This is a genomic window from Microbacterium sp. SYP-A9085, from assembly GCF_009649635.1.
In the GTDB taxonomy this organism is placed as follows: domain Bacteria; phylum Actinomycetota; class Actinomycetes; order Actinomycetales; family Microbacteriaceae; genus Microbacterium.
The window spans coordinates 457,713-477,036 of record NZ_WJII01000002.1; the positions used below are offsets into that span (position 1 = coordinate 457,713).

Below are 19,324 nucleotides of genomic sequence, written 5' to 3' on the forward strand. Positions count from 1 at the left end.
TATACCATCTGCTAACCTTTCCGATGTGCGCATCGCACGCCGAGAAGGGGAGGTGGCCCGTGACATCGGACACCCTGTCACGACCGTCGTTGTTCGAAGCTGCCGTCGCCGGCCGCTCCCGGACCGTCGAGGAGCTGATCGCGGCCGGGGAGGACCTCGATGTCGTGGACGGACGGGGCCGCACGGCCATCCTGCTGGCGGCCATGGAGCGGCACTATGAGGTCGTGACCCTGCTGGCGGCCGCCGGAGCGGACATCGACAAGCAGGACAACACCTCCCTGAACCCGTTCCTGCTCGGCTGTACGACCAACGACGTGACGCTCGTGCGCCTGATGATCGACGCCGACGCGGATCTGACCAGACTCACGCGATTCGGCGGCAACGGCCTCACGCCCGCCAGCGAGAAGGGGTTCCTGGAGATCGTCCGGGAGCTCTTGACCCGCACCGACATCAACGTCAATCACACCAACTGGGTGGGCTGGACGGCACTGATCGAGGCGATCATCCTCAACGACGGCGGTCCGCGCCAGCAGCGGATCGTCCGACTCCTGCTCGACCACGGCGCAGACCCCGCGATGACCGACAAGTACGGCGTCACGCCTCGCGAGCTCGCGATCCGGCACGGCCATACCGCGCTCGCCGAGATCATCGCCGCCGCCGAGGGCTGAGCCGCGCACCGCCCGACGGAAGGACGTCCATGCCAGATGAGGCCCTCGCCGTGCGAGGCACCGCCGCCGGATCGGCCCGGTCGGTGACATGCATCCACGCGCGGCGCGGACGCATCGGCCTCGTGGGGCCACCGGGGTCCGCGTCGCAGGAGGTGGCTGCCCGGATCCATGACTTCACCGGCGGCATGTCGACATTCGTCGCAACCTCATCGGCGGCGACGACGACCATCCGCGAAATCGACGCGATCGTCGCCGGCGTCGACGCGCTGCAGTCTGACGCCGCATCCACGGTCGTGGTCGTGGTCGCCCCACGACCCACGCCGATGGCTGCTGCGACCCTGATCGAGAAGCTCGCGGGGGCGCGCATCCCGGCCATAGCGTGCGTCGTCGGGGCGGACGAGGCGACCATCGCTCTGGGCACGTCCCGGGATGTGCCCGTGTACACGCGAAGCAAAACCGCGGCACTGGCCGCGGTGACGGCCGACGGCGTGGATCCCGAGTCGCTCGACCTGCACCCCCTGAACGAACCGCTCATCGCCGAGGTGCGGGCGATGCTGGCGCCCGAGCAGCGCTACATCCGCGGGCTGTTCACCGCGGGAGGACTGCGCGCGGAAGCCATCGCCCTGGCCCGGGAGTTCCACCCCGACGTGCGGGAGGGCGCCCCCGATGCCGGTGTGGGCACGCCTGCGCACGTCTTCTGGGATCTGGGTGCGTCCGCTGCCGATGATCGGCATCCCAAGACGGACGCACGGGCGCGCTCGCGTCTGCTGCGGGCGACCAGCGCCGACCCCGCCGTGGGCGTCGTGGTCCTCGACTTCGTCCTCGGCGCCGGCGCGGACGACGACCCGGTCGGCGCGATGCTTCCGGCCATTCGCGCCGCCAAGGGCGCTGCGGCGGACCGGGGCCGGCACCTCGAGGTGCTGGGCTATGTCCTGGGCACCGACGCGGATCCGCAGGGCCTGGCGGCTCAGACCGCGATGCTGCAGGACGCCGGCGTGACCTGGGCGTCGTCGGCCACCAACACCGGCCTGCTGGCGCGTGCGTTCGTGGCGGCGCGCTGAGAGAACGGACGCGCAGGGCCGCCCCGCCGCAGCGGGCCGGCCCTGCGCGCTTACTCAGACCACGACGAGGTGGTTCGGGAGCGTGTTCAGCTCCTCCACGCCGTCGGTGGACAGCAGCACCGTCCCGCCGACGCAGACCCGCTGACCATCACGCAGCGCGTTCGGCTCGAAGGCGAACGCGTGCCCGACCTCGATCACGAAATCGCCGTCCAACGGGACGCCGAGGGGCAGCTGCGGCAGCACCGACAGTGCCGGATCCACGCCGGGGTCCAGGCGGGTGCCGGAATTGTAGATCGGCGGGACCGTCTGCACCATCGGGCCCGTGTTCCACGTCTGCGATGACGCCAGCGGAGCTTCCATGACGGCGGCCAGCTCGGAGAAGCGCATGCCCGGCCGCAGGGCCGCCAGCCCGGCTTCGTATGAATCCCGGCAGACCTTCTCGAGCTCCCGCAGAAGGGGGGCGGGCTCTCCGATGCTGACGTCGATCTGCTGTTGGGACTCGATGCCCCCGTAGAACGCGAAGATCTCAGCGGCGACGGTGTCGCCCGGCTGCGGCACGTGGGGGGTGCCGCCCATCGCGAACCACTCAGGGACGCTCCACGCGAACATGCTCGCCCCCGCTCGCTCCAGCATGAACGGGGATCGCACCCAGCCGCCGCCGGCGATGATCGCCTGGAAGGATGCCGCCGCGATCTCGTGCTCGTTGCGTCCCTCACGGGCGGCCTCGACGAAGGCGGTGCAGGCGCGCTCCCCGAGCTGGGCCGCCTTGCGCAGCATCGTCTGCTCCTCCTCGCCGAAGACGATCGTGAGCGACTCGTACGCGTCGGCGATGTCGGCCCACCGCACCGTGGGCAGGGCCGCGTCCAGACGCCGCCAGGTGGTGTGCGAGATGACACCGGCCCACTCCCCCACGGCCCGGCTGGTCAGGCCCACCACGCCCAAGCGGGCGGCGGCGAGTCCCTTCAGACGCACCCGCGTCGCAAGGTTGCCGATGGGATCCCCCGCGACCCAGTCGGCGACCCAGCGCTCCCATCGGGCACCGGGAACGTCGTAGTGGTCCAACGGGACGTCGCCGAGGAACATGACGGGGTCGTCGTCCAGCGTGAGCAGGGTGATCGACTTGCGTGCCTCGTTGGTCAGGTAGGAATCGGCGACGTTGCGGCCGTTGCCGAACACCACCACACCGTCCAGGCCTTCGCGGGCCAGCAGCGCGCGCACATTCTGCCAGCGCCGGTCGCGCTCGGCCAGGGAGAGGGTGGGATACCGGTCGGTCATGCTGTCTCCTTGCTCATGGACGGGCGGACATCGTCGAGCAGGCCGCGCAGGGCATGCCTGCTCTGCTCGAGGAACCGGCGCGGCTCGTCGGCTTCGACGGGTGCTGCCAGCGCCGCGGCGTCTGGCACCTCGCCGTCGCGCGCGCGCCGCTCATAGTCGTCGGCGAAGGCGAGCAGTTCATCCTGCTCGGCCATCACGCGGTCGGGGTGGCCGGACGCCCAGCGTGCGTCGAACACCGGCACCGACATGCCGGCCCGGCTTGCGATGATGCCTTCGATCGACAGCATCGGCGCGGCGGGTGCCAGCGCGTTCAGCACGACGGGCCACTCGATCAGCCCGTCACCCACTGGCGCCAGATAACGCCGCAGGCCGTCCGGTTCGCGCACCAGCACGACGTCGCGGATGTGCGTCGCCCGCACGTACGGCGCGATCCGCCGGGCGGCGGCGGTGGGTGATTCGCCGCGGACCACGACGTTCGCGGGGTCGAACGTGATGCCGACGGCATCCGGTCCCACTGCTTCGACGATGCGCACGAGCTCGAAGGACGTGATCTCCTCGTGGGTCTCGACATTCAGGTGACTGGCGTGATCGCGCAGCGCAGGGGCCAGCACCTTCAGAAACGCCGTGGTCGCCCGCAGCTGCGTCGGCCAGTCCACGTCGGTGCGGAACCGGTCGAAGGCGTACAGCCCGGACAGGTGGAACTGGTAGTTGCTCAGCGCGCTCCACAGCTCGTGGATGCCGATGGAGGCAGCAGCCTCGATCATCAGGACCTGGGCGCGACGGTAGTCGCCGCCACCGAGCTCCCGGATGTGCGGCGCCTCGGGTGTGGAGAACGGGTTGATCTTGCCGATCCCGGCCTCCAGCCGCAGTCCACGATCCCGCGCCTGCTGGGCCACGTCCCGCAGTTCAGCGGGGTCGAGGGTGGCGCTGAGGTCGAGGATCGAGCGGAAAGAGACGCCTTCCAGGCCCATGCCGGCGGCTTCGTCGATCAGGCCGGTGGCCGTCAGGCCCGCCGCCCCCGGGAACTTCGCGCTGTCCGCTCCGATCCGCATGCGTTCAGCTCGCAGCGGTGGTCAGCGACTGGTCGAGCTCTTCGAGGTCGACCAGCCCGTGGGCGAAGACATTGCGCGGATCGTACTCCGCCTTGACCCGCACCAGCCGGTCGTACTTGTCGCCGTAGATGCTGCGCGCACCACGCGCGTCGCTGTGCTCCGACGTGAAGTTGATGTAGCTGCCGTTCTCCCAGGGGGCGATCGCGGCCGTGAACCGCTTGACCCACGCCACCAGCTCCGGCCGCTCGTCGGGATACTCCCAGTCGGCGCCGATGTTGCCGGCCCATCGAGAGTGGATGCCGGTGGTGGAGTCGTTGGCGTGGTCGCGCGGCGTGAGCTTGCCGGCGATGAGTTCGAACGGGCACATCACCTGGTGCGTGATGAACGAACTGGAGTTCAGCGATCGACCCGGGTACGCGTCGGCATGCTCCATCGCCAGATCGATGAGCTCGTCGGGCAGCTCACCCAGCGACACGTGCCGCCAGTAATGACGCAGTCCGTACCGGAATTCGTCGTCGGTGGAGTGCTGCAGCGTCACGTGCGGGATGCTGCGCACGCTTGCATACAGCGGCTTGCCGTGCTCGAAGACCCCGGCCGTGAGCGCGGGCTCGTCGGCGGGATCGCCGTAGGTCACCGTTGCGACGGAGATGATCGGCTGCCCGCGGTGGGCGGCCGGCACCTGGCTCCAGTACGGCGGGCACCGGTACAGACGGACGTAGGTGGTGACGTTGTCGGGCATCGCCGGGCCCTGCTCGCGGAACTGCTGCAGGATCTCGCGGCGCTTGCCGGCCGGATACAACGCGAGGCGCACCGTGGCCAGCCCCGGGAGGTCGACATAGCAGTACACGAACTCGGTGGCGATTCCGAAGTTGTGCCCGGCGCCCTTGAGCGCCCAGAACAACTCCGGCTCGTTGTCGGCGTTCACCCGGCGGATGATGCCGTCCGCGGTGACAAGCTCGACCTCCTGCAGGTAATCCACCGTCGCGCCGAACATCCGCGAGAGGTAGCCGATGCCGCCGCCGAGCGTGAGTCCGGCGACGCCCGTGTGCGAGACCACGCCCGCGGGCAGAGCGACGTCGTAGGGTTCTGCGGCACGGTCGACGTCGCCCCACCGGCATCCCGCTCCGACCGTGAGCGTGCGGGCGTCGGTGTCCACGCGCACGGACCGCATCAGGCCGGTGTCGATGAGCACCGTGTCGTCCGCGACCGCCGTTCCGGCGAGGTTGTGCCCACCGCCGCGGACCGTGAGCGGTGCGTTGTTGTCCAGGCACCACCGCAGCGCGGCAGCGGCGTCCTGCGCGGTGCGGCAGCGCACGATGGCGGAGGGGTACTGATCGATGTCGGCGTTCCAGACGTGCCGGAGCGTCTCGTAGCCCGGCTCGTTCGGGAAGACGACATCGCACTCCACGGCGTCGCGCAGACGGGTGATCTCGAGCATGCGTTCTCCTTGGGTCTCGTTCGTCTCAGTGTCGGGGGGCGGGGGCGGGCACCGTGCGCAGGAGCCGGCGCAGGGCGGCCAGTGACCGCTCCAGGAAGTCGCGGTATGTCGTGTCGGGGTCGCCGTTCGCGCGCAGGGCGGCGACGTCGGGAGCGGTTCCGGCCGCGGCATCCCGCGCCTGACGGTCGGCAAGGCGTTCCAGTTCGCCGATCTCGCCGTCGTCGAGATCGGGGTGGGCGGCTCGCCAGAACGGATCGTCGGGCCGGAGCGCCATCTCGGCGCGGGTGCCGCCCACCGCCTCGATGAGCAGGTCGACGTCGTCCCGGCCCGCGATCAGGCCCAGCAGCGCCGTCCACTCGATCTGCCCGTCGCCGATCGGCATGAGGAAGCGGGAAAGGCCCTCCTCGGTGCGGGCGAGCACCAGGTCGCGCAGGTGGGTCAGGTGCACGTAGGGGGCGACCCGTCGCGTTCCGTCGAGCACCGTCTCGCCGCGCACCGGAAGGTTCGCAGGGTCGAGACAGACGCCGACGATGTCCTCGCCGTGCGCCCGGACGAGCGCGAGCAGCTCCGTCGTGGTGATCTCCTCGTGCGTCTCGATGTTCAGGCGCACCCCCTCGGCACGCAGCGTCGGCTCAAGCTTCGCGATGAACGCCGACGTCGCCTCCAGCTGGGCCTGCCACGACACGTCGGTGCGGAACCGGTCGAAGCAGAAGGGAGCGGGCAGACCCGACTTGAAGCCGCCCACCGCGGTCCACACCTCGGTCCAGCCGTAAGATCCGCACAGCCGGATCATCCGCTGCATACCGGCGAGATAGCTTCCTTCCCCGAGCACCCGCACGCGGGGAAGCTCCGCGGTCATGTACGGGTTGATCTTGCCGATCCCCATCCGCACGAACATCCCCAGCGCGTCCGCCGCCCGGGCGAAACCCGACACGGCGGCCTCGTCCAGCGTGGGGAAGGCCTCGTCGATCGTGCGCACCAGGATGCCGTCGACGTCCAGACGGGACAGCACGTCCAGCGTCATCCGGGGCGTTGCGGCCAGCCGGCTGCGGCCGTCCTGGAACTTCACGTCCGCACCGATGCGGCTCATCCGTCCTCCATGGTCAGAAGGAGCCCGGCGCCATGCAGCCCGGAGGCTGCGCTCCGGGTGCTGCGGTGGCCTCGGGCTCCCCACGAGTGATGGTATACAGAATGCCGTAAGGGACGCCGTCTTGTCAAGAACGTCTCGGGAGCCTGCGCCGGAGATGCTGCTGACGCTTCCCCTGCCACACCGGGGCGTGAGATCCGCCGGCCGCCTTCTGCGCGTTTCGTGCGTTGTGCTCGGCACTCCGGCGGCCCCGGGACGCCGCCCGGGTGACAGAATTGCGGGGGCGCGCCCGCATCCCGAGGGCTGCGCGCGCCGCACACACCCGCGACGAGGCGACGAGGCAGGAGGGCCGATGGCACGGCGCAGCATCCGCCTGTCGACGAACATCCTGCGCACCCAGCTGGCGGTGCTCCTGGGGGCGCTGCTGGTCGCGTTCGGCCTCGCACTGTGGCAGTCGCACGAGCTGCTGGTCCACCAGTTCGAGCAGCGGGCGCTGGCCATCGCCGACACCGTGACCGTCGCGCCCGGCATCGCGCAGGCTGTGGTCGACGGCGACCCCGGCGGCATGGTGCAGGAGCGCGCCGAGGCCATCCGGCGCTCCACCGGTGCACTGTTCGTGGTCGTCACCGACGACCACGGCATCCGCTACTCACACCCGGTGCCGGAGCGGATCGGCGAGCGCGTCTCCACGGACCCGAGCGCGGCGTTGTCCGGGAAGACCGTCGTCAACATGGAGCACGGCACGCTCGGCCTGTCCGCCCGCGCGAAGGTGCCGCTGCGCGCGGACACCGGCCGGATCGTCGGCGAGGTGTCCGTCGGCATCGACGCCGAGGAGATCGCCGCGAGCCTGTGGCGCCTGGCGCCGTCGATAGCGCTGTACTCGGGCATCGCGCTGGCGGTCGGGCTCGTCGGCTCGCTGATCCTCGCCCGGCGCCTGAAACGGCAGACGTTCGGGCTCGAGCTCAACGAGATAGCGACGCTGCTGCAGGAGCGCGAGGCGATGCTGCATGGCATCGCGGAGGGGGTCGTCGGGCTCGACCCGAGCGACCGGGTCGCCCTCATCAACGACGAGGCCCGGCGGCTCCTGGGTGTCGAGTCGACGCCGTCCGGGCAGGCCGTGGAACGGCTCGCGCCGCCCGGCCGCATCCGCGACATCCTCACCGGCGCCATCGAGGGTACGGACCTCGTGGCGCTCACCGACGAGCACTGCCTCGTGATGAACCGCATGCCGGTGTCGATGCAGGGCCGCGACCTCGGGCACGTGGTGACGATCTCCGACCGTACCGAGCAGGAGGCACTGCTGCGGGAGCTGGACAGCGTGCGGGGGCTGACCGACGCGCTGCGCGCGCAGCAGCACGAGTTCGCCAACCGCGTGCATGCGCTGTCCGGGATGCTCGAGCTCGGCCGCATCGACGAGGCGACGGACTACATCGCCGAGCTGTCCGCGACCGCCACGGATCTGGCGGCGCGGCTGCAGCGGCGGATCGCCAGCCCGCAGCTGGTCGGCCTGCTCGTGGCCAAGTCGGTGGTGGCGTCCGAGCGCGGCGTCGCGCTCGTGCTCACCGACGACTCCGACCTGCCCGAGGGCGAGGCCGACCCGCGCGCGCTGCTGACGGTGCTCGGCAACCTCGTCGACAACGCCATCGACGCCGCCGTCGCCGGCGACGCGCCGCGGCGGGTCGAGGTCGCTGTCCGGTGCGACCCGGACACGGTGCGCGTGCAGGTGCACGACACCGGCCGGGGTGTGCCCGCCGACGCCACCGCGCTGGTGTTCGAGGACGGGTTCAGCACGAAGCCGGACGACGGCATCCGGCGCCGCGGGCTCGGGCTCGCCCTGGTGCACCGCGTGGTCGCCCAGCACGCGGGGCGGATCGAGGTCTCGCCCGGCCCGGGAGCGGTGTTCACCGTGACCCTCCCCCGGCTCGGCGCGACATCCGCGGCCGACTGCCCGGCGGCGGTGCCGCGGTGACCGGCACGGTGGCGGCGATCCGCACGGTCATCGTCGACGACGACTTCCGCGTCGCGACGATCCATGCCGGCTTCGTCGCGAAGGTCCCCGGCTTCGAGGTCGCAGGAATCGCCCACACCGCGGCCGACGCACTGGCGATGGTCGCCGCGGAGCATCCGGATCTCGTCCTGCTGGACCTGTACCTCCCGGACGAGTCGGGGCTGGACCTCATGCGCCGCCTCGGGGAGGGGATCACCCCGCCCGGCGTGATCGTCATCTCCGCGGCCCGGGACCTCGCGCACATCCGGTCGGCGATGACACAGGGCGCCGTGCACTACCTCGTCAAGCCGTTCCGGTTCGCCACGTTCGCCGAGCGTCTGACGGCGTTCCGCGACCTGCACCGCCGGCTCGAGGACCTCGGCGCGCGCAGCGCCGAAGCCGACCAGCAGGAGGTCGACGGGCTCTTCCAGCTCATGCGCACCGGCACGATAGCGCTGCCGCCGAAGGGCCAGTCCCCGGAGACGATGCGCCTGGTGCGGGACTTCGTGCGGGGCGCGCGGGCGGATGTCTCCGCCTCCGACGTCGCGCAGGAGCTCGGCGTGAGCCGGCCGACCGCGCAGCGGTACCTGTCCGCCCTCGCCCAGCAGGGCGTGCTCGAGCTCCACCTGCGCTACGGGACCACGGGACGCCCCGAGCACCGGTACCGCGCGATCCGCGGCTGAGCTCACCAGCCGGTGGTCACGCCGCACGCGTCGGCGAGCGCCTGCAGGTCCTGCCGGGTCTTCTCGGGCAGCCCGATGCCGCGGGCGGCCGCGAGGTTCCGGTTCTCGAGCTCGCCGGGGTACAGGATCTCGCCGGCGCCGGGCGCGCGGCGCGCGTCCTTGACCTGGCCGATCAGCGCCGACATCCGCTCGTCGAACGCCGCGAGAGGCCCGAACGCGGAGATGTCGATCGCGATGGCCAGGTGCCCTGCACCGCTGTGCGCGTCCGGCTGCCAGGGGCCGCCCACGTCCCGCCCGAACGACGAGCCGGTCAGGACGCCGGAGAAGACGTCCATCATGAATGAGATCGCGTACCCCTTGTGGCCGCTCATCGGCAGCACGACCCCGCCGTCGAGCGCGACGGCCGCGTCGGTGGTCGGGTGCCCCGCGGCATCCAGCGCCCACCCCTGTGGGATCGGCACGCCCTTCTCGGCGGCGGCGTAGATCTTGCCGCGTGCGACGCCGGTGTTCGCGATGTCGAGCACCGCGACATCCCCCTGCCCGTCCGGCGCCGCCAGCGACCACGGATTCGCGCCCACGGCCTTGTCCATGCCGCCCCACGGCGCCATCGCCGGGGAGCCGTTCGTCGTGAGGATCGCCGCGCAGCCGGCGGCGGCGGCGCGGCGGGTGAAGTACGCCGCGGTGCCGAAGTGGTTGGAGTTGCGCACGCCGACCGCGCCGATGCCGTGCGCCTTCGCGCGCTCGACGGCGAGGTCCATCGCGCGGGCCGTGACCACCTGGCCGACGCCGGAGTTGCCGTCGACGCTGACGAGGGCGCCGGTGTCGTTCAGCACCGTCAGCCGCGTCACCGGCTCGATGCGCCCGGTGCGCAGCCTCTCGACGTACCACGGCAGCCGCAGCATCCCGTGCGAGGGATGCCCCCACAGCTCCGCGACCACGAGCGAATCGGAGACGAGCGCGGCGTCGTCGGCGGGCACGCCCAGGCTCTCCAGCACGCGGGTGCCGAACGCGCGCAGGTCGTCGGCGGGAACGAGTGTGTCCATGTGGCCCCTCAGAATCCCTGGAGCACCGGCCGGTCGTGCACGACGACCGGCGGCTCGGCGAAGAACGGGCCGACGAGGGCCCGCCATTGCGCGTACTCGGCGCTGGCGCGGAACCCGTCGATGTGGGCGGCGAGGCTGTCCCACGCGACGCACAGCACGTAGGTCGAGGGCTCCTCGACGATGCGGCGCAGTTCGAGGCTGCGGCATCCGGGCGTGCGCTGGAACAGCGGCACGGCTTCGGCGACCGCCGCCTCGAACGCGTCCTCGGCACCGGGGCGCACCCGGATCCGGGCGGTCTCCCGGCACGCGTCGCCGGGCCCGGCACCCGCCTCCGCGTCGACGCGGCGCACCTGCCCGGTCGCGTCCAGCCGACGTGTCGCGTCGACGGACGCGTATGTCCAGAAGATCGTCATCGGCGCGGTGTCCGACGCGTTCTCGAAGTGGTGCGGGAGGTTCGCAGGCACGAACGTCGTGTCCAGCCGCGCGAGCGTGGTCCGCGCGCCGTCGATGTCGACGACGGCCGTGCCTTCGACGATCATGACGCTCTCGGCGCAGTTGTGGCTGTGGTGCGCGATCTTCGCGCCCGGCGCGAAGTGGGTGATGCCATTGAGGAACGACGTCGCCCCGGTCTCGCGGGTGACGAGCGGGATCGTGCGGGCGCCGTTCCCCCGGTCGATGGCGGACATCGTGGCCGGCGTGAGGACGCGCGGTGGCCAGGGATGCTGGGTGGTCATGTGCTCTCTCTTCTCGTCGGGTTCGGGATGCCGCGTTCCGCGCCAGTTTCCGGCATCCGCGCCTGAAATTCGATGGCGCGGATTCGGAAAAGTGGCGCGGACGCGGGAATGGCGCGGGTCACGTCTGGTCCCCCGCCGCGCCCGCGGCCGGGTCGCCGGGCACCCCGGTCCCCGACCACGCGGCGACCAGGAGCATGACGCTGCTGGCGGCGAGGACGCCCGCCGCTCCGGCGGCCGCCGCCAGCACGCCGAGGGTCGCCGGCAGCACGGTCTGCCCGAGCCGGTTCGCGGCCAGGCGCATCGACATCGCCAGGCCCCGGGTACCGGGCGGGGCTATCAGCGAGATCCACGACATCGTCATCGGCTGGCAGATGCCGACGAAGAATCCATACCCGCACGCGAACGCCACGAGCACCGAGGCCGGCAGGTCGAACACCGGCCCGGCGAAGGTGACCGCTGACAGCAGGATGCTGCCCACGAGCAGCCGCCGGCGCCCCAGCACCCGCGACAGCACCCCGAGGAACAACCGTGAGAACATCGAGAACCCGGAACGGGCGATGAGCATCAGGCTTATCACGACAGCGGGCAGTCCCCGGTCGTGGCCGATCAGGGGCGCGTACGCGATGAAGATGTCGACGGACGCCAGGACCAGGCTTCCCGCGACGAGGGCGTTGGGCAGTCCCGGCGTGGCCATCACGCCGCGCGCCGTGCGCAGCATCCCCTGCCTCCCGGCGATGCCGGACCGGGCCGGCGAGCTGATCAGCAGCGAGACGACGAGCAGGAGGCCCGCGCAGGCCAGGCTCACCGCGAAGATCAGCGTCACCGGGGGTGTGTTCGCGGTCCCGCCGGGCAGGATCAGCATGATCGGGCCGACGGTCTGGCCGACGGCGACGGCGAACCCGTACACGCCGAACGTGGCGTCCGAGCGGTGCGCGGTGGAGATCGCGCCGATGTAGGACTGCTCGCCGAGCACCGTGAACATCTGGCCGCATCCGAGCAGCACGGATGCCGCCATCAGCGTCAGCAGGGACGACCCGGCGAACACCGCCACCGCGGCCGCCGCGGCGACCGTGACGGCGCCGATCACCATGCCCCGGCGTTCGCCGATCAGGTCGGTGACCCGGCCCGCCGGCAGTGCCAGGAACAGCGCGGGCAGCGCGTAGAACGCCGACAGCACGCCCAGCGACGCGGGCGAGCTGCCGAGGTCCAGCGCCGCATACGACAGCGACGGTCGCATCCCGAAGATGATGATCTGCATCAGGGCGGCGTGGACCAGGAGCAGCAGCAGCCCGCGTCGCCCGGTCGCCATCAGCGCCCGGACCGGGGGTCGGCGATCATCCCGGCGTGCTCGCGCTGCCGGCGCAGCACGTACTTCATGACGCCGCCCTGCCGGTACAGCTCGCGTTCGCGCGGCGTGTCCAGGCGCACGGCGGCCTCGAACGCTATGTCGCCGGCGCGCACCCGCACGCGCCCCGCGCCGGGGTCGGCAAGGCCCCGGATGTCGATCGGTTCGGCGCCGGTGATCCCGAGCTCGGCCGCCCCCTGGCCGGGCAGGAACTGCAGCGGCAGGATGCCCATCCCGATGAGGTTCGCGCGGTGGATGCGCTCGAACGACGCGGCGAGCACCGCGCGCACGCCGAGCAGGGCCGGGGCCTTGGCCGCCCAGTCGCGGGAGGACCCGGTGCCGTACTCCGCTCCCCCGATCACCACGAGCGGGACGCCCGCGGCCCGGTACGCCTGCGCGGCGTCGAAGATCGTCTGCTGCGAGCCGTCCAGGAGGTTGCGAGTGTACCCGCCCTCCACGCCGGGCAGCAGTCGGTTGCGGAGGCGGACGTTCGCGAAGCATCCGCGCATCATCACCTCGTGGTTCCCGCGCCGCGACGCATAGGTGTTCAGCGCCGCCGCCGGCACCCCGAGCCCGGCCAGGTACCGGCCGGCCACCGACGCGGCGGGGATAGCCCCGGCCGGCGAGATGTGGTCAGTCGTGATCGAGTCGCCCAGCAGCGCCAGCACTCGCGCGCCGGTGATGTCGGCGGGGTCGTCGGCGGTCGCGCTCATGCCCTCGAAGAACGGCGGACGCCGGATGTAGGTGCTGTCCGGATCCCAGTCGAACACCGCCTCGGCGGGGGCGGCGAGGCTCTGCCACCGCTCGTCGCCGGCGAACACGTCGCGGTAGGCCTCGGCGAACATCTCCGGGCTCAGCGTCTGCGCGATAAGGGCCGCTATCTCGTCGTCGGCCGGCCACAGGTCGGCCAGCCGGATCGGGCGTCCGGCGGCGTCGCTGCCGAGCGCGTCGCGGGCCAGGTCGATGTCCATGGTGCCGGCCAGGGCGTAGGCGATCACGAGCGGCGGGGAGGCAAGGTAGTTCATCCGCACGTCGGGGTTGATGCGCCCGTCGAAGTTGCGGTTGCCGCTGAGCACGGCTGCCACGGCGAGGCCCTGCTCGCGGACGGCGTCCTGCACGGCGGGGATCAGCGGCCCGGACGCGCCGATGCACGTCATGCAGCCGTAGCCGGCGGTCGCGAACCCGAGCGCGTCCAGGGGGGCGGTGAGGCCGGCCTTCTCCAGGTACTGGGTGACCACGAGCGATCCGGGCGAGAGCGTCGTCTTCACCCAGGGCTTCGTGGCAAGGCCCGCGGCGACGGCGTTGCGGGCGAAGAGCCCGGCGGCGAGCATCACGGCGGGATTCGACGTGTTCGTGCACGAGGTGATGGCGGCGATGGCGACCGCGCCATGGCCCAGGGCGGTCGGTGCGGCGGGCAGCTCCACGATGAAGCGCTCGGCGGCGTCGGCGCCGGGGGGCAGCAGGTCGGGGAGGGTCGCGTGGTGCGACGCCTGCGCGTCGGCGAGCGCGACGCGGTCCTGCGGGCGACGGGGTCCGGCGAGGGATGCCGTGACGGTGCCGAGGTCCAGCTCGATCGTCTCGGTGTAGTCGGCGGTGTGACCCCGCCGGTGCCACAGGCCCTGCCGCTTCGCGTACGCCTCGACGAGTGCGACCCGCTCCGGGTCCCGTCCCGTGAACCGCAGGTAGCGGATCGTCTCGTCGTCGATCGGGAAGTAGATGCACGTCGCGCCGGACTCCGGGCTCATGTTCGCTATCGTCGCCCGGTCGGCCAGGCTCAGCCGGGACACCCCGTCGCCGAAGAACTCCACGAACGACCCGACCACGCCGTGCGCGCGCAGCAGCTGCGTGACGGTGAGCACGAGGTCGGTGGCGGTGGCCCCCGCCGGCAGCGCTCCGGTCAGCCGGAATCCGACGACGCGCGGGATCAGCATCCCGAACGTCTCGCCCAGCATGACGGCCTCGGCGTCGATCCCGCCGATCCCCCACCCGAGCACCCCGAGCCCGTTGATCATCGTGGTGTGCGAGTCGGTGCCCAGGCAGACATCCGGGTACGCCCAGCCGTCCTCGGCGATCACGACGCGGGCGAGCCGTTCCAGGTTCACCTGGTGCATGATCCCGGATCCCGGCGGCACCACCTCGAACCCGTCGAGCGCGTGCTGCCCCCACTTCAGGAACCGGTATCGCTCGGCGTTGCGCTCGTACTCCAGGGCGACGTTGCGCTCGCGCGCGTCGGGCGTGCCGAAGAAGTCGGCGATCACGGAGTGGTCGACGACGAGCTCCGCGGGAATCGACGGGCCGACCCGGGCGGGGTCGCCGCCAAGGGCCGCCATCGCGTCGCGCATCGTGGCGAGGTCGACGAGGGCCGGGACGCCGTTCGTGTCGTGCAGGAACGCGCGCGACGGGGTCAGCTCGATGGCGGTGCGCAGCGAGGCAGCCGACCCCCAGTCGATCAGCGCGTCGGCCTGCGCGCGGGTGACCCGGTCGTCGTCCTGGCACCGCAGCACGTTCTCCAGCAGGATCCGGATCGAGTACGGCAGGCGGTCGGGGATGCCGTCCAGCGGCGTGATCCGGTAGTCGCCGTACGCGGTGGACAGTCGTGCCGGGTCAGTCATGCGCGGCCATCTCCTCGGGGCGGTCGGGGACCGCGTACGTGTTGCGTCGCCCGGACGGCGCCACGCACCACTCGCACAGCGCGGTCCATGCCGCGTAGTGCGCGGCATGCCGGTGACCGGTGAAGAACGCGTCCTCGTCCGCGTAGATCTCGTACAGGATGAAGCGGTGCGGGTCGTCCTGCGCCCGCAGCACGTCGAACCGGAGGCATCCCGGTTCCCTGCGCGTCGCGGCGGCGTTGGCGTGCAATCCCGCCGTGAACTCGTCGATCGTCTCGGGCCGCGCATCGATAGTGACCAGCACCACGAACACGCCGGTCACCCGTGCACGGCGGCGGTGCTCGCCTCGATAGCGGCGGCGACGGCGGCGGCGAACCCGCTCGTGGAGGCCGATCCGCCGAGGTCGCCGGTCGCGGTCCCGGCAGCGACCGTGGTGTCGACGGCCGTGCGGATCAGCTGCGCGGCCTGCGCGAGCCGGTCGTCGTCGTGCCGGCCGCCGAGCCACTCCAGCAGCATCGCCGCGGACAGGATCATCGCTATCGGGTTGGCTATATCGCGGCCGGCGATGTCGGGGGCCGACCCGTGTGCGGCCTGTGCCATCGCCTGGGTGAGCGAGCTGTTCACGGATGGGGCTATCCCGAGCGAGCCGGCGAGCTCGCCGGACAGGTCGGAGAGGATGTCGCCGAACATGTTCTCGGTGACGATCACGTCGAAGTCGGGGGCGCGCCGCACCAGGTGCACGGTCATCGCGTCGATGTGGAAGTCGTCGATCGTCACGTCGGGGTACTGCGCGCCGACCTCGCGGCACACGTCGCGGAACAGCCCGGTGGTCAGGGACAGCACGTTGGCCTTGTGCACTATCGTGACGTGCCGGCGCCGCTGCATCGCCAGCTCGAACGCGGCGTGCGCAATCTTCTCGGTGGCGGCGCGGGTGATGATGCCGTGCGCTATGGCGACATCCGGGGTCGGCATGAACTCGCCGGTGCCCGCGTACGTGTTGCGGTCGGCGTAGAACCCCTCGGTGTTCTCCCGGACGATGACGAGGTCGGTTCCGGGCACGAGCGCCGGCGACCCCGGGAACGACTTCGCCGGACGGATGTTCGCGAAAAGACCCGCGTGCTTGCGGATAGTGCCGCTCGGGTTCAGCTGCGACCGGTGCGGCTGCGGGTACGACACGGAGTCGTGCGGCCCCAGCATCCACGCCTCCAGGTCGTCGAGCCCCGCGAGCGTCTGCGCCGGCACGGCCGCGCCGTACGCATCGATGGCGCTGCGCCCGAGCGGCAGCTCCACCCACTGGACGGGCTCCAGTCCGACCGCGCGGGCCGCGGCATCCACCGCCGCCCGCGCGGCGGGGACGATCTCCGGGCCTATTCCGTCGCCGGCCAGCAGGCCGATCCGATACACATCCGTGCTCATACCGCCACCTTCATGAGATCGAGGGCTTCTGTGGAGGGACCCGACTCGCCGGGATACACGTGCGCGTCGTCGGGGCTGAACACGAGCCGCACCGCGCCGCCGAGCGACCCGTCCGGCGAGACCACCTGCACGGCGATGTCGCCCAGGCGCAGGATGTACTCGTAGCGCGAGCCGACGTACGCCGTGGTGACGACCTCGGTGTCCAAGACGTTCAGGTCGCGGCTGCCGGGCTCCTCGCTGCGGATCGTGAGCTTCTCCGGGCGCACGGCCACGGTCACCGGCGCGCCGGGAAGCCAGTCGGCACCCGCGGCGACCGACACGACGGTGCCGGTGGCCTGCAGCCGCACGTCGACGTGGTCGCCGCGGGTCTGCTCGACGGTGCCAAGCAGGAAGTTGCAGCTGCCCACGAACGCGGCGACGGCCGCCGTGGCCGGGCGCTCGTAGATCTCGTGCGGCGTGCCGATCTGCGTCATCACGCCGTCGAACATCACGGCGATCCGGTCGCTGAGCGTCAGCGCCTCGTCCTGGTCGTGCGTGACGTACAGCGTCGTGATGCCGAGGTCGGCCTGCAGCCGCTTCAGCCACGCCCGCGCCTGCTCGCGCAGCTTCGCATCGAGGTTGGACAGCGGCTCGTCCAGCAGCAGCACGCTCGGCGAGTAGACGAGCGCACGGGCCAGGGCCACGCGCTGCTGCTGCCCGCCGGACAGCTGATGCGGATAGCGGTCCTCGAGGTGGGCCAGGCCCACCTTCTCGAGCGCCTCGTGGATGCGGGCGTCCCTGTCGGCACGGCCCGCCTTGCGGATGTTCAGCGGGAACGCGAGGTTCTTCCGGATGGTCATATGCGGCCACAGCGCGTATGACTGGAACACCATGCCGAGGTTGCGCTCCTCGGTGGGGACGTAGACGCGCGCGGCGCGGTCCACGAGCGGCCTCTCGCCGATCGAGATCGACCCCTCGGTCGGGTCCTCGAGCCCGGCGATGCAATTCAGGGTCGTCGACTTGCCGCAGCCGCTGGGGCCGAGGAGCGTGAAGAACTCGCCGTCCTTCACCTCGAAGTCGATGTCGTTGAGGACCTTGACGTCCCCGAACGTCTTGGCCATGTGCGAGACACGGATCTCAGGCATCCTTCTTCTCTTTCATCAGGAGGTTCGCAAGACCGACGACGACGGCGGTGATGGCGATCTGGATGGTCGCGAGGGCCGCGACCGAGCCGGTGTTGCCCTGCACCCACAGCTCGAGCATCGTCGTGCCGATGACGTTCGAGTTCGCGGACGACAGGAACAGCGCAGCCGAGTACTCCTTGAGCATCGTGACGAACACGAGGAGCATCGCCCCGGCGAACGCGGGGACCAGGAGCTTGCGCAGGATGCGGGCGAAGACCCCGACCCAGTCGGCGCCGATCACCCGGCCCGCGTTGTCGAGCTCCGTCGCTATCTGCATCAGCGCGGGCGATATCGATCCGAACGCGGTGGGCAGCGCGCGCAGCCCGAACGCTATGATCACGGCCGCGAGCGTGCCCTGGATGACGCTGCCTCCGGGCATTATCGCGAACGCCCAGAAGAACCCGATGCCGACGATGATGCCGGGGATCGCCTGCGGCGCAAGTGAGAGGTATTCGACGGCGCGGGCGAACCGGAACGTGGAGCGCCGGGCGACCACCACCGCCACCAGGGCGAGGGCGCTGACCAGGATCGCGCCGACGATCGCGATGATGACGCTGTTGTAGATCGACTGGATGTACGCCTGGTACGTGAACACGGTCTGGTAGTTCTGCAGCGTGAGCGACTTCAGCGGGCTCTGCAGCGGCGTGAAGATCAGCGTGAACGAGCGCAGGATGAGGCCGAGGATCGGCAGCGCCGCGCCGAACACCACATAGATCACGATGAGGACAGTGGCCAGCCACTTCAGCCAGCCGAGGTCCAGCCGGCGCGGCCGGGTGGCCTTGCCGCGCACCGACACGAACCGCTGCGCGTTCTTGAGCACCTTGGCCTGCAGGGCGACGGTGGCGATGGTGACGACGAGGATGATCGTCGATGCCGACGCCAGCACCCCGTAGTCCGGCCGGATCGACTGCAGGCCGTGCGTGTACAGGAACGTGGAGAACACCTCGATCCGCACCGGGGTGCCGTACAGCAGCGGCACGCTCAGCGTCTCGATCGACATGCTGAAGATGAGGATCGACGCGTACACGATCGGGGGCCGCAGCAGCGGCACTATCACCTGGAAGACGATGCGCAGCGGGCCGGAGCCGCACACCCGCGCCGCGCTCTCCAGGGACGCATCGGACTGCCGCAGAGCGTTCGCGCAGAACACGTAGGCGATCGGGGCCAGGCCCACCGCCTCGGTGAGGGCCATCCCGGGAATCGAGTACAGGTTCCAGGGTACGAAGCCGACCAGGCGCTGCACCTCGACGCTGATGAACCCGGCCGGACCGTACAGCGTGATCCAGCCGAAGCCCAGCAGCAGCGACGAGATGAAGAACGGCCACTGCATCGACCCGGCCAGCAGCCGGCCGAACGGCAGCTTCGTGCGCACCACCAGCACCGCCATCGGGATGGCGAACAGCAGCGTGAGCAGGGTCGTGAGCACGGCGAAGATCGCGGTGTTCAGGATCACCTGGCCGAACCCGGCCTCGGTGAACAGCTTGACGTAGGAGTCGACCGTGAACGCGCCGGTGGCGTCGTACAGCGGCTTGCTGCGGATCGACTGGTAGAGGATCGGCGCTATCGGCGCGATGACGAACAGCGCGACGATGATCAGGATCGCGTACTGCACGACGCGGTCCCGGCCGACGCCGAAGATCCGCAGGTACTTCGGCGCCGGGAGTGTCTGCGACCGATCCGACGGGGCCTTCTGGGGGGCGTCGGTCAGGGTTGTCATGAGATCTGTTCCACTTTCGGATGTCGCGGACGGCCCCGGTCGGATC

The 19,324-nt window shown here is 71.0% G+C and carries 16 protein-coding genes; 4 read left to right on the forward strand and 12 right to left on the reverse strand.

Annotated features, from left to right (window positions below):
- Nucleotides 1-59 precede the first annotated feature (59 nt).
- Both GH740_RS06845 and GH740_RS06850 read left to right on the forward strand, forming a co-directional pair.
- Nucleotides 60-668, forward strand: coding sequence for an ankyrin repeat domain-containing protein (locus GH740_RS06845; protein WP_216644918.1), 609 nt, complete (start codon nucleotides 60-62; stop codon nucleotides 666-668).
- Between the two features lie 29 nt (nucleotides 669-697).
- Nucleotides 698-1,729, forward strand: coding sequence for a hypothetical protein (locus tag GH740_RS06850; RefSeq protein ID WP_153745321.1), 1,032 nt, complete (start codon nucleotides 698-700; stop codon nucleotides 1,727-1,729).
- A gap of 54 nt (nucleotides 1,730-1,783) precedes the next feature.
- On the opposite strand, the gene GH740_RS06855 is transcribed toward GH740_RS06850, so the two are convergent.
- The 4 genes from GH740_RS06855 to GH740_RS06870 are packed head-to-tail and all read right to left on the reverse strand — an operon-like array spanning nucleotide 1,784 to nucleotide 6,584.
- Entirely contained in the window at nucleotides 1,784-3,004 is a 1,221-nt protein-coding gene (locus GH740_RS06855) for a Xaa-Pro peptidase family protein (protein ID WP_153745322.1), read from the reverse strand.
- Nucleotides 3,001-4,056: a sugar phosphate isomerase/epimerase gene (locus tag GH740_RS06860; RefSeq protein ID WP_153745323.1), complete on the reverse strand. Its 1,056-nt coding sequence runs from the start codon at nucleotides 4,054-4,056 to the stop codon at nucleotides 3,001-3,003. Before GH740_RS06860 ends, GH740_RS06855 begins: the two co-directional genes overlap by 4 nt.
- Before the next feature lie 4 nt (nucleotides 4,057-4,060).
- On the reverse strand, nucleotides 4,061-5,494 hold the full coding sequence (locus GH740_RS06865) for an FAD-binding oxidoreductase (RefSeq protein WP_172978320.1): 1,434 nt from the start codon (nucleotides 5,492-5,494) through the stop codon (nucleotides 4,061-4,063).
- 25 nt (nucleotides 5,495-5,519) lie between these two features.
- Nucleotides 5,520-6,584, reverse strand: coding sequence for a sugar phosphate isomerase/epimerase (locus GH740_RS06870; RefSeq protein ID WP_153745325.1), 1,065 nt, complete (start codon nucleotides 6,582-6,584; stop codon nucleotides 5,520-5,522).
- A gap of 349 nt (nucleotides 6,585-6,933) precedes the next feature.
- Here GH740_RS06870 and GH740_RS06875 point away from each other — a divergent pair, with 349 nt between their 5' ends.
- Together GH740_RS06875 and GH740_RS06880 are read left to right on the forward strand one after the other, a co-directional pair.
- The gene (locus GH740_RS06875; RefSeq protein ID WP_172978321.1) at nucleotides 6,934-8,550 is read left to right on the forward strand and encodes a sensor histidine kinase; all 1,617 of its coding nucleotides are present in this window, start codon (nucleotides 6,934-6,936) and stop codon (nucleotides 8,548-8,550) included.
- Nucleotides 8,547-9,251 (forward strand): response regulator, encoded by a 705-nt coding sequence (locus GH740_RS06880; protein WP_367640942.1) that lies wholly within the window; start codon nucleotides 8,547-8,549, stop codon nucleotides 9,249-9,251. Before GH740_RS06875 ends, GH740_RS06880 begins: the two co-directional genes overlap by 4 nt.
- A 2-nt stretch (nucleotides 9,252-9,253) precedes the next feature.
- Here the strand turns inward: GH740_RS06880 and GH740_RS06885 are convergent, their stop codons facing one another.
- The 8 genes from GH740_RS06885 to GH740_RS06920 all read right to left on the reverse strand — a co-directional run bounded on the left by GH740_RS06885 (nucleotide 9,254) and on the right by GH740_RS06920 (nucleotide 19,278).
- A complete protein-coding gene (locus GH740_RS06885; protein WP_153745327.1) occupies nucleotides 9,254-10,294 on the reverse strand; it encodes an Ldh family oxidoreductase in 1,041 nt (346 codons plus the stop codon).
- Between the two features lie 8 nt (nucleotides 10,295-10,302).
- A complete protein-coding gene (locus tag GH740_RS14300) occupies nucleotides 10,303-11,028 on the reverse strand; it encodes an antibiotic biosynthesis monooxygenase (protein WP_153745328.1) in 726 nt (241 codons plus the stop codon).
- Between the two features lie 118 nt (nucleotides 11,029-11,146).
- Complete coding sequence (locus tag GH740_RS06895) at nucleotides 11,147-12,337, reverse strand: MFS transporter (protein WP_153745329.1); 1,191 nt, start codon at nucleotides 12,335-12,337, stop codon at nucleotides 11,147-11,149.
- Nucleotides 12,337-14,985: an aconitate hydratase AcnA gene (gene acnA, locus GH740_RS06900; protein ID WP_153745330.1), complete on the reverse strand. Its 2,649-nt coding sequence runs from the start codon at nucleotides 14,983-14,985 to the stop codon at nucleotides 12,337-12,339. Before acnA ends, GH740_RS06895 begins: the two co-directional genes overlap by 1 nt.
- Nucleotides 14,978-15,304, reverse strand: coding sequence for a putative quinol monooxygenase (locus GH740_RS06905; RefSeq protein ID WP_153745331.1), 327 nt, complete (start codon nucleotides 15,302-15,304; stop codon nucleotides 14,978-14,980). Before GH740_RS06905 ends, acnA begins: the two co-directional genes overlap by 8 nt.
- A complete protein-coding gene (locus GH740_RS06910) occupies nucleotides 15,301-16,398 on the reverse strand; it encodes an isocitrate/isopropylmalate dehydrogenase family protein (protein ID WP_153745332.1) in 1,098 nt (365 codons plus the stop codon). Before GH740_RS06910 ends, GH740_RS06905 begins: the two co-directional genes overlap by 4 nt.
- A complete protein-coding gene (locus tag GH740_RS06915) occupies nucleotides 16,395-17,522 on the reverse strand; it encodes an ABC transporter ATP-binding protein (protein WP_153745333.1) in 1,128 nt (375 codons plus the stop codon). The genes GH740_RS06910 and GH740_RS06915 overlap by 4 nt, the downstream gene beginning before the upstream one ends.
- Entirely contained in the window at nucleotides 17,515-19,278 is a 1,764-nt protein-coding gene (locus tag GH740_RS06920) for an iron ABC transporter permease (protein ID WP_153745334.1), read from the reverse strand. The genes GH740_RS06915 and GH740_RS06920 overlap by 8 nt, the downstream gene beginning before the upstream one ends.
- Between the last annotated feature and the right edge of the window lie 46 nt (nucleotides 19,279-19,324).